Annotated in this window: 18 protein-coding genes; 8 read left to right on the top strand and 10 right to left on the bottom strand. The window is 73.0% G+C overall.

Features of this window, described 5'->3' with window-relative positions; all coding sequences use genetic code 11:
* The first annotated feature begins 296 nt into the window (after window positions 1–296).
* On the top strand, window positions 297–893 hold the full coding sequence (locus AB0M93_RS24345) for a DUF2567 domain-containing protein (RefSeq protein WP_364276455.1): 597 nt from the start codon (window positions 297–299) through the stop codon (window positions 891–893).
* A 48-nt stretch (window positions 894–941) separates the two neighbouring features.
* The gene (locus tag AB0M93_RS24340; protein WP_364276454.1) at window positions 942–1,967 is read left to right on the top strand and encodes a M48 family metallopeptidase; all 1,026 of its coding nucleotides are present in this window, start codon (window positions 942–944) and stop codon (window positions 1,965–1,967) included.
* Between the two features lie 6 nt (window positions 1,968–1,973).
* Here the strand turns inward: AB0M93_RS24340 and AB0M93_RS24335 are convergent, their stop codons facing one another.
* Together AB0M93_RS24335 and AB0M93_RS24330 are read right to left on the bottom strand one after the other, a co-directional pair.
* Window positions 1,974–2,690, bottom strand: coding sequence for an LON peptidase substrate-binding domain-containing protein (locus AB0M93_RS24335; RefSeq protein WP_364276453.1), 717 nt, complete (start codon window positions 2,688–2,690; stop codon window positions 1,974–1,976).
* A 40-nt stretch (window positions 2,691–2,730) separates the two neighbouring features.
* Window positions 2,731–3,363 (bottom strand): NUDIX domain-containing protein, encoded by a 633-nt coding sequence (locus tag AB0M93_RS24330; RefSeq protein WP_364276452.1) that lies wholly within the window; start codon window positions 3,361–3,363, stop codon window positions 2,731–2,733.
* A gap of 111 nt (window positions 3,364–3,474) precedes the next feature.
* Between AB0M93_RS24330 and nadA the strand changes: the two genes are divergently transcribed.
* From nadA to AB0M93_RS24310, 4 genes are all read left to right on the top strand, one after another.
* Complete coding sequence (gene nadA / locus AB0M93_RS24325; protein WP_364276451.1) at window positions 3,475–4,488, top strand: quinolinate synthase NadA; 1,014 nt, start codon at window positions 3,475–3,477, stop codon at window positions 4,486–4,488.
* Window positions 4,485–6,128, top strand: coding sequence for an L-aspartate oxidase (locus AB0M93_RS24320; protein ID WP_364276450.1), 1,644 nt, complete (start codon window positions 4,485–4,487; stop codon window positions 6,126–6,128). Before nadA ends, AB0M93_RS24320 begins: the two co-directional genes overlap by 4 nt.
* A complete protein-coding gene (nadC, locus tag AB0M93_RS24315) occupies window positions 6,125–7,018 on the top strand; it encodes a carboxylating nicotinate-nucleotide diphosphorylase (protein ID WP_364276449.1) in 894 nt (297 codons plus the stop codon). Before AB0M93_RS24320 ends, nadC begins: the two co-directional genes overlap by 4 nt.
* 86 nt (window positions 7,019–7,104) lie before the next feature.
* A complete protein-coding gene (locus tag AB0M93_RS24310; protein WP_364276494.1) occupies window positions 7,105–8,250 on the top strand; it encodes a S8 family serine peptidase in 1,146 nt (381 codons plus the stop codon).
* A gap of 280 nt (window positions 8,251–8,530) precedes the next feature.
* Here AB0M93_RS24310 and AB0M93_RS24305 read toward each other — a convergent pair whose 3' ends face one another.
* The 6 genes from AB0M93_RS24305 to AB0M93_RS24280 form a co-directional block, all read right to left on the bottom strand.
* Window positions 8,531–8,893 carry a hypothetical protein gene (locus AB0M93_RS24305; protein ID WP_364276448.1) on the bottom strand — a complete coding sequence of 121 codons (363 nt, stop codon included), beginning with the start codon at window positions 8,891–8,893 and terminating at the stop codon, window positions 8,531–8,533.
* The gene (locus AB0M93_RS24300; RefSeq protein ID WP_364276447.1) at window positions 8,890–10,161 is read right to left on the bottom strand and encodes an alpha/beta hydrolase; all 1,272 of its coding nucleotides are present in this window, start codon (window positions 10,159–10,161) and stop codon (window positions 8,890–8,892) included. The genes AB0M93_RS24305 and AB0M93_RS24300 overlap by 4 nt, the downstream gene beginning before the upstream one ends.
* Complete coding sequence (locus AB0M93_RS24295) at window positions 10,161–11,465, bottom strand: WXG100 family type VII secretion target (protein ID WP_364276446.1); 1,305 nt, start codon at window positions 11,463–11,465, stop codon at window positions 10,161–10,163. Before AB0M93_RS24295 ends, AB0M93_RS24300 begins: the two co-directional genes overlap by 1 nt.
* On the bottom strand, window positions 11,462–11,848 hold the full coding sequence (locus AB0M93_RS24290) for a hypothetical protein (RefSeq protein ID WP_364276445.1): 387 nt from the start codon (window positions 11,846–11,848) through the stop codon (window positions 11,462–11,464). Before AB0M93_RS24290 ends, AB0M93_RS24295 begins: the two co-directional genes overlap by 4 nt.
* A 94-nt stretch (window positions 11,849–11,942) precedes the next feature.
* On the bottom strand, window positions 11,943–12,245 hold the full coding sequence (locus AB0M93_RS24285; protein WP_003057455.1) for a hypothetical protein: 303 nt from the start codon (window positions 12,243–12,245) through the stop codon (window positions 11,943–11,945).
* Between the two features lie 18 nt (window positions 12,246–12,263).
* Window positions 12,264–12,608: a WXG100 family type VII secretion target gene (locus AB0M93_RS24280; protein WP_071831485.1), complete on the bottom strand. Its 345-nt coding sequence runs from the start codon at window positions 12,606–12,608 to the stop codon at window positions 12,264–12,266.
* Between the two features lie 217 nt (window positions 12,609–12,825).
* Between AB0M93_RS24280 and AB0M93_RS24275 the strand changes: the two genes are divergently transcribed.
* Complete coding sequence (locus AB0M93_RS24275; protein ID WP_364276444.1) at window positions 12,826–13,815, top strand: hypothetical protein; 990 nt, start codon at window positions 12,826–12,828, stop codon at window positions 13,813–13,815.
* A gap of 31 nt (window positions 13,816–13,846) precedes the next feature.
* Complete coding sequence (locus AB0M93_RS24270) at window positions 13,847–15,250, top strand: AMP-binding protein (RefSeq protein WP_364276443.1); 1,404 nt, start codon at window positions 13,847–13,849, stop codon at window positions 15,248–15,250.
* On the opposite strand, the gene AB0M93_RS24265 is transcribed toward AB0M93_RS24270, so the two are convergent.
* Together AB0M93_RS24265 and AB0M93_RS24260 are read right to left on the bottom strand one after the other, a co-directional pair.
* Window positions 15,251–15,694, bottom strand: coding sequence for a YdeI/OmpD-associated family protein (locus AB0M93_RS24265; protein ID WP_364276442.1), 444 nt, complete (start codon window positions 15,692–15,694; stop codon window positions 15,251–15,253). It abuts the gene before it with no gap.
* A 51-nt stretch (window positions 15,695–15,745) separates the two neighbouring features.
* Window positions 15,746–16,444, bottom strand: a complete 699-nt coding sequence (locus tag AB0M93_RS24260) for a trypsin-like serine protease (protein WP_364276441.1) — start codon at window positions 16,442–16,444, stop codon at window positions 15,746–15,748.
* Window positions 16,445–16,494: the final 50 nt, after the last annotated feature.

The following is a 16,494-nucleotide window of genomic DNA, read 5'->3' as shown; positions in this document are numbered from 1 at the left end:
AACCGGATCGTTCATTGCGGCGGCGGGGCGGCTTGACGGGCTGATCGTTTGTTGCGGCGGCGGGGCGGCTTGACGGGCTGATCGTTTGTTGCGGCGACGCGGCGGCTTAACGAACCGGATCGTTCATTGCGGCGGCGCGGCGGCTTAACGGACTGGATCGTTCATTGCCGCGGTTGCGCGCGGCCGCTTAACGGACCAGAACGTTCACCCTGCCCGGCGCGACACGGGCGAGCGGCTCACTGCCCGCACGCATCGACCGGTTACGCTCGGTGGCAACGTCGCAGGAGGGAGTCCGGGTGAGTGAGTCGTCGGGGCCCGCGCACCGGCCGTCGGCCGTGGCCGGGCCGTGGTCGGTGCCCGTGCTGTTCCGGGAACGGCGGCCACGCGTGGTCGTCAAGGCCGACCTGCTGCCCGCCGTCAGCGTGCTCGGCACCCTGAGCCTGCTGAGCTTCCCGCTCGCCTTCGCCTGGTCGCGGCTGGCGCCGCCGGAGCGCGTGCGCATCGTCGCCGCCGACGGCACCCAGGGCGCACTGGAGCTGGAGAGCTGGCACCGCTTCGACGACCTCGCGGTCTTCGGGTTCCTGCTGCTCGGGCTGGGGATCGTCGTCGGCGTCGTCGTCTGGCTGCTGCGCGAACGCCGCGGGCCGGTCGTGTTCCTCGCCGCGGTGCTCGGTGTCGCGCTCGCCGGTGCGCTCGCCATGCTGCTCGGCGTCGGCTGGGCGAACAGCCACTACGCCGTGACCAGCCCGCCCGCGCTCGGCTCGGTGATCGAGCTGGCACCGCGCCTCGAATCGTGGTGGGTGCTGCTCACCGGCCCGCTCGGCGTGTCGATCGCCTACAGCCTGCTGGCCACCTGGAACGGCCGCGACGATCTGGGTCGCCGGCTCGGCTGATCGCGTTCCCCTAAAGTGGTGGCCGTCACCTACAGGGGGGAACCAGCAGTGACCGAAGACATCGAGGCTTCGCGGCACAACGCCGTCCGCTTCCCGGGCATCAGCCCGCGTGCCTACGAACACCCGGTGGACCGCGGCGCGCTCGCCACGCTGCGGGCCGTGCCCGGGTTCGCCCAGGTCGTCAAGGCCGTTTCGGGCTTCTACAACGAACGCGGCGAGCGGCTGATGGCGCTGGCGTCGTCGATCCGCGTCGGGCCGAAGCAGTACCCGGAGCTCGACCGCCTGCGGCACGAATGCGCCGAGACGCTCGACCTGCCTGCCGTGCCGAACCTGTTCGTCTACCAGGACCCGCGCGTCCAGGCGTCGGCCGTCGGCATGGACGAGCCGTTCATCCGGGTGAGCACCGGGCTCGTCGAGCTGATGAACCAGGAGTCGCTGCGGTTCGCCGTCGGCCACGAGATGGGGCACGTGCTGTCCGGGCACGCCGTCTACCGCACGATCATGGTGCGCTTGGTCGGCCTGCAGACGGCGATGTCGTGGACGCCGGTCAGCGCGCTCGGGATCCGGGCGATCATCGCGGCGCTGCGCGAGTGGTTCCGCAAGGCCGAGCTGTCGTGCGACCGCGCCGGGCTGCTGTGCAGCCAGGACCCGACGGCGGCGCTGCGGGCCCAGATCCAGGTCGCGGGCGGGATCGACCCGGCACGCATCGACGTCCCGTCGTTCCTGCAGCAGGCCGCCGAATACGAGTCGGTCGAGGACGTCCGCGACAGCTTCCTCAAGCTCAAGTTCGTCGAGACCGAGTCGCACCCCTTCGCCGTGGTCCGCGCGGCCCAGCTGCAGAAGTGGGCGGCCTCGGAGCAGTACCGCGCGATCCTCGCCGGCGACTACCCGCGCCGCGACACGGACCAGCCGGTCTCGGACTGGAAGGACGACCTGAAGTCGGCCGCCCAGTCGTACAAGGACTCGTGGAGCTCGTCCACGGACCCGTTGACGAAGGTGTTCAGCGACGTCGGCGAAGCGGTTTCGGGCGCGGCCGGCAAGGTGTGGAACAAGTTCGGCAACGGCTCCTCCTGAGCCGCGTCAGTTGAGGCTGGCCGGGCGGCTCAGATCGGTGAGCTCGCCCGGCGGCAGCGGCACCGCGCCCAGGGTGTTCAGGAAGCCCGTTTCCCGGGTGAGCAGCCGGCAGGCGATGCGGAGCCGGCGCAGCGGGTGGCGTTCCTCGAGCAGCCGCTGGCGGTCTTCCAGCGGGAGCAGGCAGTCGGCGGCCAGCGCGTAGGCCAGCTCGCCGATCGTGGTGTCCGGCTCCGGGGCGTTCCAGTCGTCGCTGCGCCACGCCGTTTCGCAGTACCGCCGGTGCGCCGCCCGCGCGACCGTCGCCAGCCGCTCGGTCATGTCGCCGGCCGGGGAAACCGGGTCGTCTTCGACCCACTCCACCGACGCGATCAGATACGGCGCCGAAACGCAGTCGAGCTCGCGCAGGCGGAACCGCCGCTGGGCCTGCGTCACGACGTCGAACCGGCCGTCCGGCAAGCGTTTCGCCTCGCGCAGCACCGTGCTGCAGCCCACTTCGTACAACTGGTCCAGACCACGAACCTCGCGGGTCAGCGACGACCGCAGGGCGACCACGCCGAACTCGCGCCCCGGCACGGTCCCCTTCACCAGGTCCGCCGTCAGCTGCCGGTACCGCGGTTCGAAGATGTGCAGCGGGAGATTGGTGCCGGGCAGCAGCACGGTCTGGAGCGGGAACAACGGCAGGATCGTCGTCGTCGCGTCACTTTCCGATTCCGGCTCGGTCACGCGTCCACCGTAAGGGGAGATGGTCTCCGGCGCAGGATGGTCACTTCGACGGCGGCTTGAACACGGCGAACGGATCGGTGATCTGCATGCCTTTGCCGGCGAAGGAGAACAGTGCCGCGGGGCGGCCGCCGGCCCGGCCGGGGGCGGCCGTGTGGCCGGTGGGGACCAGCAGGCCGCGTCGCGAAAGCACCCGCTGCAGGTTGGTCGCCGAGACGCGGTAGCCCAGCGCCGCCGAATACAGCCCGCGCAGCGCGGAAATCGTGAACTCGTCCGGGGCCAGCGCGAACCCGAGGTTCGTGTAGGACAGCTTCGAGCGCAGCCGGTCGCGGGCGCGCAGCACGATCGCCTCGTGGTCGAACGCCGTGCGCGGCAGCTTCGCGACGTCGTGCCACTCGGTGTCCTCCGGCACTTCGGGGTCGACGTCGGAGGGGACCAGGCCGAGGAACGCCGTCGCCACCACGCGCGGCCCCGGCACGCGGTCCGGGTCGCTGAACACCGCGAGCTGCTCGACGTGCTTGAGCTGGCGGACGTCGACCTTCTCGGCGAGCTGGCGCCGGATCGACGTCTCGACGTCCTCGTCGGGCCGCAGCCGGCCGCCCGGCAGCGACCAGCGGCCCAGGTGCGGGTCCAGCGCGCGGCGCCACAGCAGCACCCGCAGTGTGTCCGAGCGCACTTGAAGGACCGCGCCCAAAACCTCGTGGGCCAGGGGGGCCTGGGTGTTAAGATGACTTCGCACGGTTTTCGATTGTAAGGCGAAAACCGGAGACAGGTCCAGGAGGGCCCGATGACCACCACGTTGGTTCCGGAAGGTCTCACCCCGTTCGGCGGGGTCGAGGCGAACGCGGCCTGGGCGGAGGAGGTGCGGCGCCTGGCGAAGCAGCGGGACGCGGTCCTGCTCGCGCACAACTACCAGCTCCCGGAGATCCAGGACATCGCCGACCACACCGGCGACTCGCTGGCCCTGAGCCGCATCGCGGCGAGCAGTGACGCGTCCACCATCGTCTTCTGCGGCGTCCACTTCATGGCCGAGACCGCGAAGATCCTCTCGCCGGAGAAGACGGTCCTGATCCCGGACGCGCGGGCCGGCTGCTCGCTGGCCGACTCCATCAGCGGCGCCGAGCTGCGGGCCTGGAAGGCCGAGCACCCGGGTGCGGTGGTCGTCTCCTACGTCAACACCACGGCCGAGGTCAAGGCCGAGACCGACATCTGCTGCACGTCCTCGAACGCGGTCGACGTCGTCGCTTCCATCCCCGCTGACCAGGAGGTTCTCTTCCTGCCGGACCAGTTCCTCGGCGCCCACGTCAAGCGCGTCACCGGCCGGGAGAACATGCACATCTGGGCCGGGGAGTGCCACGTCCACGCCGGGATCAACGGCGCCGAGCTGGCCGAGCGCGCGGCCGAGGACCCGGACGCCGACCTGTTCATCCACCCCGAGTGCGGGTGTGCGACGTCGGCGCTCTACCTGGCCGGCGAGGGCGCCGTGGCGCCGGAGCGGGTCAAGATCCTCTCGACCGGCGACATGGTCCACGAGGCGCGGGACACCCGGGCCAAGACCGTGCTGGTGGCCACCGAGATCGGCATGATCCACCAGCTCCGCAAGGCCGCGCCGGGCATCGACTTCCGCGCGGTGAACGACCGCGCGTCCTGCCGGTACATGAAGATGATCACCCCCGCCGCCCTGCTGCGCTGCCTGCGCGACGGGCTCGACGAGGTCCACGTCGACGTCGAAACGGCTTCGAAGGCGCGGGCCTCGGTGCAGCGGATGATCGAGATCGGGCAGCCCGGCGGCGGCGAATGACCACGCCGGTTAATGTCCCACGGGCGAAAACCCCCGTCTGGGAAGCTCGTGCCGACCTCGTCGTGATCGGCAGCGGCGTCGCGGGGCTGACCGCGGCGCTGCGTGCCCAGGCGCTGGGACTGCACGTCCTGGTGGTCACCAAGGCGGCGGTGGCGGACGGCAACACGCGCTGGGCCCAGGGCGGCGTCGCCGTGGTGCTGGAAAACGAGCACGACCTCGACGACTCGGTCGACAGGCACGCGGAGGACACCTTCACCGCGGGCGCCGGGCTGGTCGACGAGGTGGCGGCGCGCTCGATCCTCGACGGCGGCCCGGCCGCGATCGCCCGGCTCCGCGCGGACGGCGCGAAGTTCGACGCGGCGGCGTCCGGGCTGCTCGCCCGGACCCGCGAGGGCGGGCACAGTGCGTTCCGCGTGATCCACGCGGGCGGCGACGCCACCGGCGCCGAGGTCGAACGCGCGCTGGTCGCGCAGGCCGGGCAGGCGCGGGTGCCGGTGCTGGAACACCACATCGCCGTCGACGCGCTGCGCACCCCGGGCGGCCGGGTCGCGGGTGTCACGGTGCTCGACCGCAACGGCGTGCCCGGGGTCGTCCGCGCGTCGGCCGTGCTGGTGGCCAGCGGCGGGATCGGGCAGCTCTACCAGGCGACGTCGAACCCGGAGATCGCCACCGGTGACGGCCTCGCGCTCGCGCTGCGGGCCGGGGCGGCCGTGGCGGACATCGAGTTCGTCCAGTTCCACCCGACCGTCCTGTACACCCCGGGCGCGCGCGGACGCTGCCCGCTGGTCACCGAGGCCGTGCGCGGCGAAGGCGCGACGCTGGTCGACGGCGCCGGCCTGCCGGTGATGCGCGGCGTGCACCCGCTCGGCGACCTGGCCCCCCGCGACGTCGTCGCGGCCGCCATCACGCGCCGGATGACGACCGCGCCGGGCGGGATCGACGACCACGTCTTCCTGGACGCGACGGGGATCGCCGGGTTCGCGCAGCGGTTCCCGACGGTGTTCGCGGCGTGCGCGGCGCTGGGGCTCGACCCGGCCGCCGACCCGATCCCGGTGACCCCGGCGGCGCACTTCTCGTGCGGCGGCGTGGTGACCACTGTGGACGGACGCTCGTCGGTGCCCGGGCTGTACGCCGCCGGCGAAGTCGCGCGGACGGGGCTGCACGGGGCGAACCGGTTGGCGTCCAACAGTTTGCTCGAAGGTCTCGTCGTCGGGCAGCGCGTCGCGGAGGCCGTCGCGACGGATCTCGCGGCGGGCTTGCTGGCCGATCCGTCGCGGGGGCGGCTGCCTTCGTGGACGACGGCGCCGGCCGCCTCGCGTGATTCGCTCCAGCGGGTGATGAGCCGGTACGCGGCGATCGGCCGCGACGCCGACGGGCTCGCGGCGGCCGGCTCGGTGCTCGACCTGTCGCTTTCGGACACTCCCTTGTGGACGCACAAGGCGGTCGAGGACGCGGCCCTGACGGTGGTGGCGCAGGCGTTGCTGGCCGCGGCCGTCCGGCGCACCGAGTCGCGCGGCTGCCACGTGCGGTCCGACTTCCCGGCGCCCGACGAAGGCTGGCGGCGCAGCCAGCTCATCCGGCTCAGCCCCTCCGGCCAGCCGGTGCTGGCCGACCCGGTCCCCCTGGAGGGCGTGGCATGACGTTCCCCATCTCCGAACCGGTCCGCCGGCTGATCGCCGCGGCCGGGCTGGACGTCGACGACGTCGAGCGCGTGGTGTCCACGGCGCTGGGCGAGGACCTGCGGTACGGGCCGGACGCGACGACGGCGTCTACCGTGCCCGAGTCCGCCGTCGCGGTCGCGGAGCTGACGCCGCGCGTCGACGGCGTGATCGCCGGGCTGCCGGTGGCGCTCGCGGTGTTCGACATGGTGCTCGGTGACGGCTACGAGGTGCTGGCCCGGCGCGAGGACGGCGACCGCCTCGTCGCGGGGGAGCCCGCGCTGGTGCTGGCCGGCCCGGTGCGCGGGCTGCTCACCGCCGAGCGGACGGCGCTGAACCTGCTCTGCCACCTCTCCGGCGTCGCCACCGCGACCGCCGCCTGGGTGTCCGAAGTGGACGGTACTGGGTGCGCGATCCGCGACTCCCGCAAGACGTTGCCGGGCCTGCGCCTGCTGCAGAAGTACGCCGTCCGCTGCGGGGGCGGTGTCAACCACCGGCTGGGCCTCGGCGACGCGGTGCTGATCAAGGACAACCACGTCGTCGCCGCGGGTTCGGTGACCGCGGCGCTGGCCGCGGCCCGGGCGCACGCGCCGGAACTGGCGTGCGAGGTCGAGGTCGACACCCTGGACCAGCTCGAAGAGGCCCTGTCCGCCGGAGCGGACGAGGTGCTGCTGGACAACTTCACGCCTGAGGAATGCCGCCGGGCGGTGGCGCGCCGCGACGACGTCTCGCCGAAGACGCGGCTGGAATCCTCTGGCGGGCTCACGCTCGACCGTGGTAAGGCGTACGCCCGGTCCGGTGTGGACTATCTGTCGGTGGGCGGGCTGACCCATTCTTCGCCGGCGTTGGACCTCGGGATGGACCTTCGCTGAGGCGGCGTTCCGGGCTAGACTGACGGTGGCGGAATCCTTGTCCGCCACCGTCTTTCGGTTCGGGGGTTGGGGTGCGGTTACCGGCGGTGCTCGCGGTGGCGGGCCTGGTGGCTGCTTCGGGGGTGTCCGGCTTGCCCGGCGCGCCGGCGGCCTCGGCCGAGGGGTGCGCGAACCCGTCCGGCACCTACACCGGCGAGGTCCCGTGGGGCCAGCGCCTGATCGACCCGGCGCGGCTGTGGCCGCTGACCCGCGGTGACGGCCAGCTGGTGGCCGTCGTCGGCACCGGTGTCGACGGGCAGAACGCCCAGTTCGCGCCCGGCCAGCTCGAAGGCGGCGCGGGCACCGAACGGACCGACTGCGACGGCCGCGGCACGATCGCGGCCGGGATCGTCGGCGCCCAGCCGGATCCGTCGACGACGTTCGCCGGCGTCGCCCCCGGCGTGCGGCTGCTTCCGTTGCGGTACACCGCATCCGACGGCGGCGACCCCGGCGCGCTGGCCGGCGCGATCGACACGGCCGTGGACCGCCACGCCGGCGTCATCCTCATCGCGGTGCCCGCGGCGGCCGACAGCCCGGCGTTGTCGGCGGCGGTCTCGCGGGCGCGTTCGGCGGGAGCGGTGGTCGTCTCGGCGGCGTCGGCGACCCAGCAGGGCGCGCGGACGTACCCGACGGCGACGTCCGGAGTGCTGGCCGTCGGCTCGGTGAACCCGGCGGGCGAACCGGTGCAGACGGAAGCGGGCGACTACGTCGGGGTGGCCGCGCCGGGCGCGGGCCTGGTGAGCACGTCGGCCGGGGCGGGCGGCGCGGTCGCGCACCGCTGGCCGGTGACCGACCCCGGCCTCGCGGCGGCGTACGTCGCCGGCGTCGCGGCCTTGGTCCGGGCGTACCACCCGGCGCTGTCCGGCGACCAGATCGTCACGCGCCTGACGCTCACCGCCCACCGCCCGCCGTCGGGCGGCCACGACCCGCGGCTGGGCTGGGGAGTCCTGGACGCCTACGCGGCGGTGTCCTCCACCCTGCCCGCCGACGTCCCCCCGCCCGGCGCGGCCCCCGTACCGGCGTCGGCTTCCGCCGTGGTCCCGGCGGCGGCGCCCGCGCCCCGCCGCTCCGACGTCGCGGCGGGCACGATCGCCCTGGCCGGGGTCGCCTTGGCCGCGGCCGCGGGCGTGATGGTCGCGGCCGTCCGCCGCGCCCGCCGCCGGGGCTGGCGCCCCTCCCGCTTCACCCCGTAACCGACCGTCCAGGCACGCGAGTCGACCCTCTAATCACGCGAGTCGACCCTTCAATCACGTAAGTCGACCGTCCAATCACGTGAGTCGACCGTCCAATCACGCGAGATACGCGCCCAATCACGCGGGTTCGGCGTACCGGATCGGCGAAGTCGCGTACCTGGAGGGTCGGTCGGCGTACCCGGAAGGTCGGTTCGTGTGATCAGGGGCGGGACTCGCGTGATTGAAGAGGCATCACGCGTGATTGGAGGGTCGACTCGCGTGATTGGGGGGTCGACACGGGTCAGGCGGGGATGGGGCGGGTTGAGCCGATGATCGCCACTGCGTGGCCGGCGCGGGTGACGTGGACTGTGAAGTCCGCGCCGTCGCGGGAGAAGCGGGTGATGCGCTCGCGGGTCGTGCTGCGGTCCTGGGGTTCCCAGCCGTCGCGGCGCAACGCCGGGACCAGCGATGCCAGGCGGTCTTCCGGTGACGCCGCGTCCTCCAAGCGGACGCCGTACTGCCAGCACAGCAGGTGTCCCGGGCGGATCGGGTCGCAGTCCAGCTCGCCGTCGACCGTCCGGTCGGCCGGGCCGCCGAACGCCGCCGCGACGTCGTCGATCACCGACGTCAGCTCGGCTCCCAGCCGGCGGAGTTCCGGGTTCACGGCAGCACACTCCCGTCGCCGGTGAGGACGCGGTACATGTTCGTCCACGAATCCGAACCCGGCTTCAGCACGTCATTGTGCGACGACACGCCCCACAGCGCCGATCCGGTCGCGTCGTTGCCGGTCGCCAGCTCGGTGACGCCGGGGAAGACGTCCGGGTCCGCGCCGTGCCCGATGCCGGTCCACTCCAGGCCCCACGCGTTGCCCTGCGCGACGACGATCGGGTCGAGCGGGGCCGTCATCGAGTACCGCTGGACCCCCGCCTGGCTCGGCGGCAGGTCGGCCGGCGACCACACGCCGTGCCCCATCCCGGCCGACTCGACGTGCAGGACGCGGTCGACGTCGAGGCCGTGCGTCTCCGCGAGCCCGACCGTCGCCCCGCCGTAGCTGTGCCCGATCGCGGTGAGCGTGACGCCGGGGCCCGCGTGGCCCGCGATCTCGCCGCGCAGGTCGTCGGCGAAGGTCTTCAGGTCCGGCGCCATCGCCTGCGCGTAGCTCGCGTCCGGCCCCTGCACCACCGGGTTCTGCGGGAACACCCCGTCCGCCCAGACGACGACGGCGGTGCGCCCGGCCGGGTCCGCGGCCACCAGGCTGCGGCCCAGACCGGCGTAGGCGTCGAAGTTCGACATCTGCGTGTTGACGCCGGGCACGAACAGCCCGACGTTCCGCGTGCCCGGCTCGATGTGCCCGACGAGCTCGGCGATCCGGCCGTTGCCGGACGGGTCGAACCGGAGGATCTGCCGGTCGTTCGCGAGGATGTCCTCGTACAGCTTGATCCGGGCCTGCGACCGCGCGATCTCGCCGGCGTCGGTCAACGCGGCCAGCCGCGCCCGCTCGGCCGTCAGGGCGTCGGCGACCTTCACGCGGTTGTCGGCGATCGCGTGCGCCCACGCCCCGGTGTCGGCCGCGCCGCCGATCCCGGCCGGATTTCCGGCCCGGGGCAGCGGATCCTCGGGCAGCAGCGCCCGGTACATCGCCGCCACCTGGGCATCGGCGCGCCGGTACCCGGCCGCGCAGGCGGTCAGTCCACTTTGGATCGTGCGCAGCCGGGCGACGTGCGACTCGAGCTTCCCGCCCAGCTCCGTCATGGTCTTCTCGAACGTCTTGGCCGCGGCGGCGGACTCGCTCACCCGGCCGAACGCGGCGGCGGGCACCTTCTCGCCCGCCACCGCGGACTTCGCCCCGGACAGCGCCTCGGCGCGGGTGCCGGACTCGCCGGCCTCCGCGTCGAGGCGGGCCGGTGCCACGCGGTATCCCGCCGCCGTCATCAGACGCCGTCTTCGCCGATGACCGGCGGCGCGACCGGCGCCGACTGGCCCCAGACGTTCTCCGTCTCCACCAGCCACGCCGGGATCCGGCGCCCGGAGCTCATGTCCCCGCCGCCGCCCATGCCCATCGGCATCATGGGCATCATCGGCATCGCGCTCTTGGCGGCCGCCGCCCCGACGGCTCCGGCCGCGCCGCCGGCGAGCCCGCTCAGCGCGTTGCCCGCGCCGCCGTCGCCGGCCAGGCCGGAGTGCGCCGCCGGCACCTCGCCGGGACCGGAGAGCCCGCCGCCGCCGACCGAAACCCCGCCGCCGCCACCGAGCGAAGGGGCGTCACCGCCGCCGATCGGGATGCCGCCGCCGGTACCGCCCTCGACGCCGGCGCCGCCCCCGCCGAGCTTCGTGCCGGGCGGTTCGTCCTTCTTGTCCTTGGGGTCCTTGCCGGTGGCCCACGACGGCACCTTCGGCATGATCGAGCCGAACCGGCCGAACGCGGCGGCCGAGGCCGCGGCGAGCCCGGCGGTGAACATGTCGCCGAACAGCGGGTTCGACGTCGGCACGGTCGTCCCCGGCTGCGGCAGGTTCGTCGAAGGCAGCGGGTGCCCGTCCGTCGGCGTGACGATGACGCCGGGACCGGTCATGCCGTTGCCGACCAGCCCGGGCGCACCGCCGCTGCCGGCACCGCCGCCGCCGGTGGGCGGGGTCGCCGGCGTCTGGACGGCGTTCGGCGAAGCCGGGATCGACTCCTCGGCGACGGTGTACTCGCCGGCCAGCTGGGTCATCACCACGATGGCCTTGCCGTGCGCCGAGCCGGCGGCGTTCGCGGCGGCCTGCTGCGCCTCGACGTTCGCGATGGCCTGCTGGCGCTGCTGCGCCGCGGCCTGCACGAGGGCGGGGGAGGCGTCCGGCGGCAGCAGCGGCGGGTTCACCGCGAGCGCGACGTCGGCGGGGGCGACGTCCGGCACCGAGACCGGCGGCGGCATCTCCTTCTTGGCCTTCACCAGCGCGTCGGCGGCGTCGTCGAGCATCACGTTCATCGCCTCCGCGGTCTGCGCCACCTTGGAGATGCCGTTCGCGAGGTCGACGATCATGTGCTGGTACTGCTCGGCCGCGCCGCCGGTCCACTGATCCTTGAACTCGGCCAGTTCCGAGTTGAGGTTGTGGGCCTGCTCGTGCAGGTGCAGGGCGGCGGACTTCCACTTGTCGGCGGCGTGCCGCGCGCTGTTCGGGTCGCCGGCCTGCAGCATCGCGTAGAGCTGCTGGTGGCTGTACGCGGCGAAGTTCGTGTGCGCGGTGTTCTTCGTCATCCCTTGCGGCTCCCGTCGGTGTCCCCGCCGCCCAGCAGGCCGAGCACCGGGTCGAGCAGGCCGGTGACGGCGCCCGAAGCGTGCAGGTCCCCGGCCACCTCCTGGTCGGCGCCGGCGTAACCGTCGGCGACCGTGGTGGTGACGTCCTGGGCGAACCCGATCGCGCTGCGGACCTGGTCGAGCAGGCCCTGCATCTCCGAGACGGCGGCGCGGTGGGCGTCGGCCAGCGACCCGGCCTCGCCGAACTCGCCGAACAACAGCGGCTCTTCGCCCAGGGTGAGCAGGAAGTCGTTCGGTTTCGACATCGCGTGGATCTGGGTCTCCAGCTCCCGCACGAAGTCCTTCAGCGATTCCAGGTGGACGTAGTACGACTGGTCGTGCATCGGGTCCCGGCTCTCTGTGCGCGGTACGGGAAAGCCGGTCGGCCGGTGCGAGCGGGGGGTTTCCCGCACCGGCCGACCGACGTCTTGGCGCGGATCAGCCCGCGAACAGCCCCTGGTTGCGGTTCTCCAGCGACTGCTGGAGGTCGTGCGCCTCGCCGACCTTGCCGCCGAACTGCGCGATGATCGCGACGATGTCCGCGGTGGCCTGGCGCAGGCGCGTCTCGGCCTGGCGGGCGGCGTCACCGGCGGAGCTGCCGGAGGCGTACCAGGTCGCGGTGATCGGCTGCAGGTTCTGGTGCAGCTGCTCCAGCTGCGAGGTGAGCGCCTTGGCCTTGGCGGCCAGGGATGCCGAGCTGTGCTGCAGCGCGGCGAAGTTGATTTCGACGACGTCGGCCATGGTGGGCGTCCTCTCGGGTCAGGGGTTGAGGCGGGGGAGCACGCCCGAGCCCTCGAGGGTGTGGCCGACCCCCTGGAAGCTCTGGTGGACGTCGGCGTCGCCGCGGCCGTAGTTCGCGTGGCTGGTGTGCACGAGCTGCGACATCGTGTCGAGCTCCTTCACCGCCGCGGTCATCTTCTCCTGCAGCCGCCGCTGGAGGTCCCAGAAGGCCACGGCCTGGTCACCCTTGTAGTTGCGCAGGGCCTCGGTCAGCTCGGACTCCAAGCTGGCCATCGTGGACTTGGCGTTCGTCGCGGTTTCCTCGAAACCCTGGACGGCGCGCGTCATGGCAGCGGAATCTGCCTGGAATCCCGGACTGGACATCGACGGGCCACCTCCTTCCTGAAGCGAATTCCCCGGGCGCGGTGGTCCGCGCGGTGTGAAAGTCACGCTAGAAAAGAGGCCTGTGTGGTCAAACGGCACAACTGCCGGTCGCGCTGACGGCACTATTACCCACACCCCCGGAGGTAGGGACCGCCATACCCCGGGACGGTGGCGTGCTCCAGTGACCCGGCCCGGCCCCCACGCCAGGCTTACAGCCATGGCAGACAAGGGAAATCCGCTGGTCACGGTCCGGGCGTGGCACCGCCCGCTGGTGGTGCTCGCCGGGCTGATGGGGGTGCTGTGCGCGGTCTCGCTGCTCGGGCTGCTCTTCGATGATCGCACGCTGGTCAATGCGCCGATCTGGCTCAAGCCGTTCAAGTTCTCGGTTTCCATCGGCATGTACGCGCTGACGCTGGCGTGGCTGCTGACCCACGTGCGCCGCGGCCGGCGCGCCGGCTGGTGGTTCGGCACGCTCTTCGCCGCCGGCATCGGCCTGGACTTCGTGCTGCTGGTGTGGCAGATCATCGTCCGCGGCCGCACGCTGCACTTCAACCAGTCGACGCCGGTCGACGCCGCGATCAACAACGTCGTCGCGGGCGGTGCGTACACGGCGTGGCTGATGACGGCCGCCGTCGCCGTCCTCCTGCTCTTCCAGCGCATCCCGGACCGGGCCCTGCGGTCGGCCCTGCGCTGGGGCAGCGGGCTCGCCGTGCTGGGGATGTACGTCGCGACGCTGATGTTCTCGCCCACGCCGGCGCAGCAGGCGGTGCTCGAGGCGAACGGCAAGTACTCGACGTTCGGCGCGCATTCGGTCGGCCTCGAAGACGGCGGCCCCGGGCTGCCGGTGACCGGCTGGAGCACGGTCGGCGGGGACCTGCGGATCCCGCACTTCATCGGCATCCACGGCCTGCAGGCCCTGCCGCTGGTCGCGTTCGCGCTGCTCCTGCTGGCCCGCCGGTTCCCGGCGCTGGAGTCCGACCTCGTCCGCCGCCGGCTGGTCCGGACCTCGGGCGCGGGCTACGCGGGCCTGCTCGCGCTGCTCACCTGGCAGGCCCTGCGCGGCCAGTCGATCGTGCACCCGGACTTCTGGACGCTCGTCGCCGCCACGGGCCTGATCACGGCCGTCGCCGTCGCGGGCACGCTGTCGCTGCGGTCGCTTCCGCGGGAGCCGGCCGTTTCTGCCGAAATTCTGAGATCCGCCCGGTAGACCGGGACCTCCCGGGCGAAAGGCGGTCGAGATGGTCCACCCGCAGGCACTGCTGGCCGAGCTGGCGCGCACCCCGCAGGTCCCCGCGTTCGAGCACGGTTCGCGGGTGACCACCCGCGGCGAGCTGCGGGAGCTGATCGGCCGGTTCACCGCCGGCCTGCGGGCGGCCGGGCTGGGCCCGGGCGACGGCGTCGGGCTCGCCACCGGCGTCACGCCGGAGGGGTTCGCCGCGCTGGTGGCGGTGCACGTGCTCGGCGGCCGGGCGGTCGCGGTGCGGCCCGGGCTGCCCGAAGCCCAGCTGTGGCACATCCTCGGCGACGTCGTGGCGGTGGTCGCCGACCAGCCAGTGGACGCCCCGGTGCCGGTGCTGCCGGTCGAGCGGCTGCTGGGGACCTACGCCGAGCCCGTGCCGCAGGGCAGGCCGGACGACATCGCGACGGTCGTGTTCACCAGCGGCAGCACCGGCGTCCCCAAGGGGGTCGCCTACAGCTACCGGGCGCTGACCGAGGGCCGGGTGTGGCGGCCGCCGGTTCCGGGCTCGGCCCACGAGCGGCTGGGCGCCGGGTTCGGGCGGTACCTGCTGTTCGGGACGCTGGCCAGCGCGGTGATGGTCGAACAGCTCGGGGTGTGCCTGTTCGCCGGCGGCACCGCGGTGATCCCGGTGGGGACCGCGGACTTCGCGCAGGTGCTGCCGCGGCTGGGCATCACGGCGGCGCTGACGACGGTGCCGCGGCTGCACCAGCTCCTGGACGTGCTGCGTGGCGAAGACGTCGACTTGACGGCGTTGCGGACGCTGATCGTGGCCGGGTCGCCGGTGCCGCCGCACAAGCTCGCCGAGGCGGCCGAGCGGATCGGGCCCGCGATGCACCACGCGTACGGCCAGACCGAGACGGGCATGCTGACGATCTGCCGGGCCGACGAGGGCCTCGGTTCCGTCGGGAAAGCCTGTGACACAGTCGAAATCGAGACCCGCCACGGCGAAGTGTGGGTGCGCACGCCGTCGGCGTTCGCGGGCTACTGGCGCGACGAGGCGACCACGGCCGAGGTGCTGCGCGACGGCTGGGTGCGCACGCAGGACCTCGGGTCCGTGGACGCCGACGGCTACCTGCACCTGTCGGGCCGCGCGCGGGACGTGGTGATCGTCAACGCGGTCATCCACTACGCCGGGCCGATCGAGCGGGCGATGGCCGCGTGCCCGGACGTCGACCAGGCCTACGTCGTGGCGGTGCCCGACGAGCGCACCGGCGAGGCGGCGCACGCGTTCCTGGTGCCGGTGCCCGGGCGCGAGCCGGACCTCGAAGAGGTGCGCAAGGCGGTGGCGGCCGAGCTGGGGGAAGCGGCGGTGCCGGCGCGGTTCAGCTTCGTGGGTGCGGTGCCCGTGGCCCCGTCGGGGAAACCGGACAAGGCGGCGCTCCGCACGTCCATTGTGGACTGATCAGTTCCCGGCGCGCAGGTCGGTGATCACCTTGGCGACGCGCCGCTGCCGGGTCTCCGCGGTCTTCGCCTGGCCGATGGGCAGCACGAACCGCTGCTTCGCGCTGTAGGAGAGGCTCTCGAACCGGGCCCGCGCGGTGTCGTCGGCGGCGAGCGTCTCCGCCAGATCGGCGGGGATTTCGAGTTCGCGGGGCGCGGTGTCGAGGGCGATGTCGACCTCGACGTCGTCCCCGGCGGCCACGCCGGCCGCCTCGCGGTTTTCCGCGCTGAGCGGCACCAGGAACTGCCCGCCGCGGCTCGCGACCGTCGTCCGGTAGGTGTGCCCGCGCAGCGTCACGGCGACCGCGGGCTTCTTGCCGGCGCCGAGCGCCTCGACGACGTCGCCGGGCACCGGCAGGCCGGTCGCGGTCTTGCCGCCGAGCAGCACGTTCGTGCGGAACTTCATGGGACGAGTATGCCGCGTGCCGGCCGCCGGGGCAGCCGGCACGCGGGGTGCTCAGACGCCGGTCGTGCTGCGGATCCAGCTGCGGCTGGACGCGATGCTCGCGTAGTTCTGCGTGCCCTGCGGGTTCGAACCGGAGTTGTTCCCCGTCGAGCACACCCCGACCTGGACGCCGTTGTAGAGCTCCGGGCCGCCCGAGTCGCCGTGCCACGCCGAGCCGTTGATGCCCTGGCTGGCGATCGCCGTGCCGCCGAAGGCGTCCGAGCTCAGGCCCGTGACGCGCACGTTGGCGGTCTTGAGGGTGCTCGAGGGCGGGCTGCTGCCCTGCGTGCGGCCCCAGCCGTAGATCTGGTTGGTCGACCCGGTCGGCGGGTTGCCGGTGCCGAGCTTCATGTAGGTCGTGTTCACCGCCGTCGACAGGTGCAGCAGCGCGATGTCCCCGTTCGGGGACGCCTTCTGCTGGTCGACGGTGGCGTTGGTGCCCTGCTGGAGCGTCACGTTGCCGACCTTGACGTGCATGCCCGGCGAGTTCAGGCAGTGCTGCGCGGTGAGCACCCACTGCGGGGCGATGATCGTCCCCGAGCACTCGAAGCCGCCGTAGGTGGTGACGTTGTTCCAGTAGATCTGGGCGCCCCACGGCGCGGAGGAGACGGTGCTCCCGCCGATGATGTCCTGCTGGGCGTCCGCAACCCCCGCTGAGACCAGGCTCAGCGCCGCGGCGGCCGCTCCGACCGCGGCTACAGCCCTCGACATTCGCATGAAAATGCCCTTCGGCCCAGGTGATCCGGATATCCGTCCCGAAC

The sequence above is a fragment of the Amycolatopsis sp. NPDC051102 genome (genome assembly GCF_040682815.1).
Lineage (GTDB): Bacteria > Actinomycetota > Actinomycetes > Mycobacteriales > Pseudonocardiaceae > Amycolatopsis.
The sequence above is the reverse complement of the archived record's forward strand: the minus strand, read 5'-3'. Positions and strand labels throughout refer to the sequence as shown.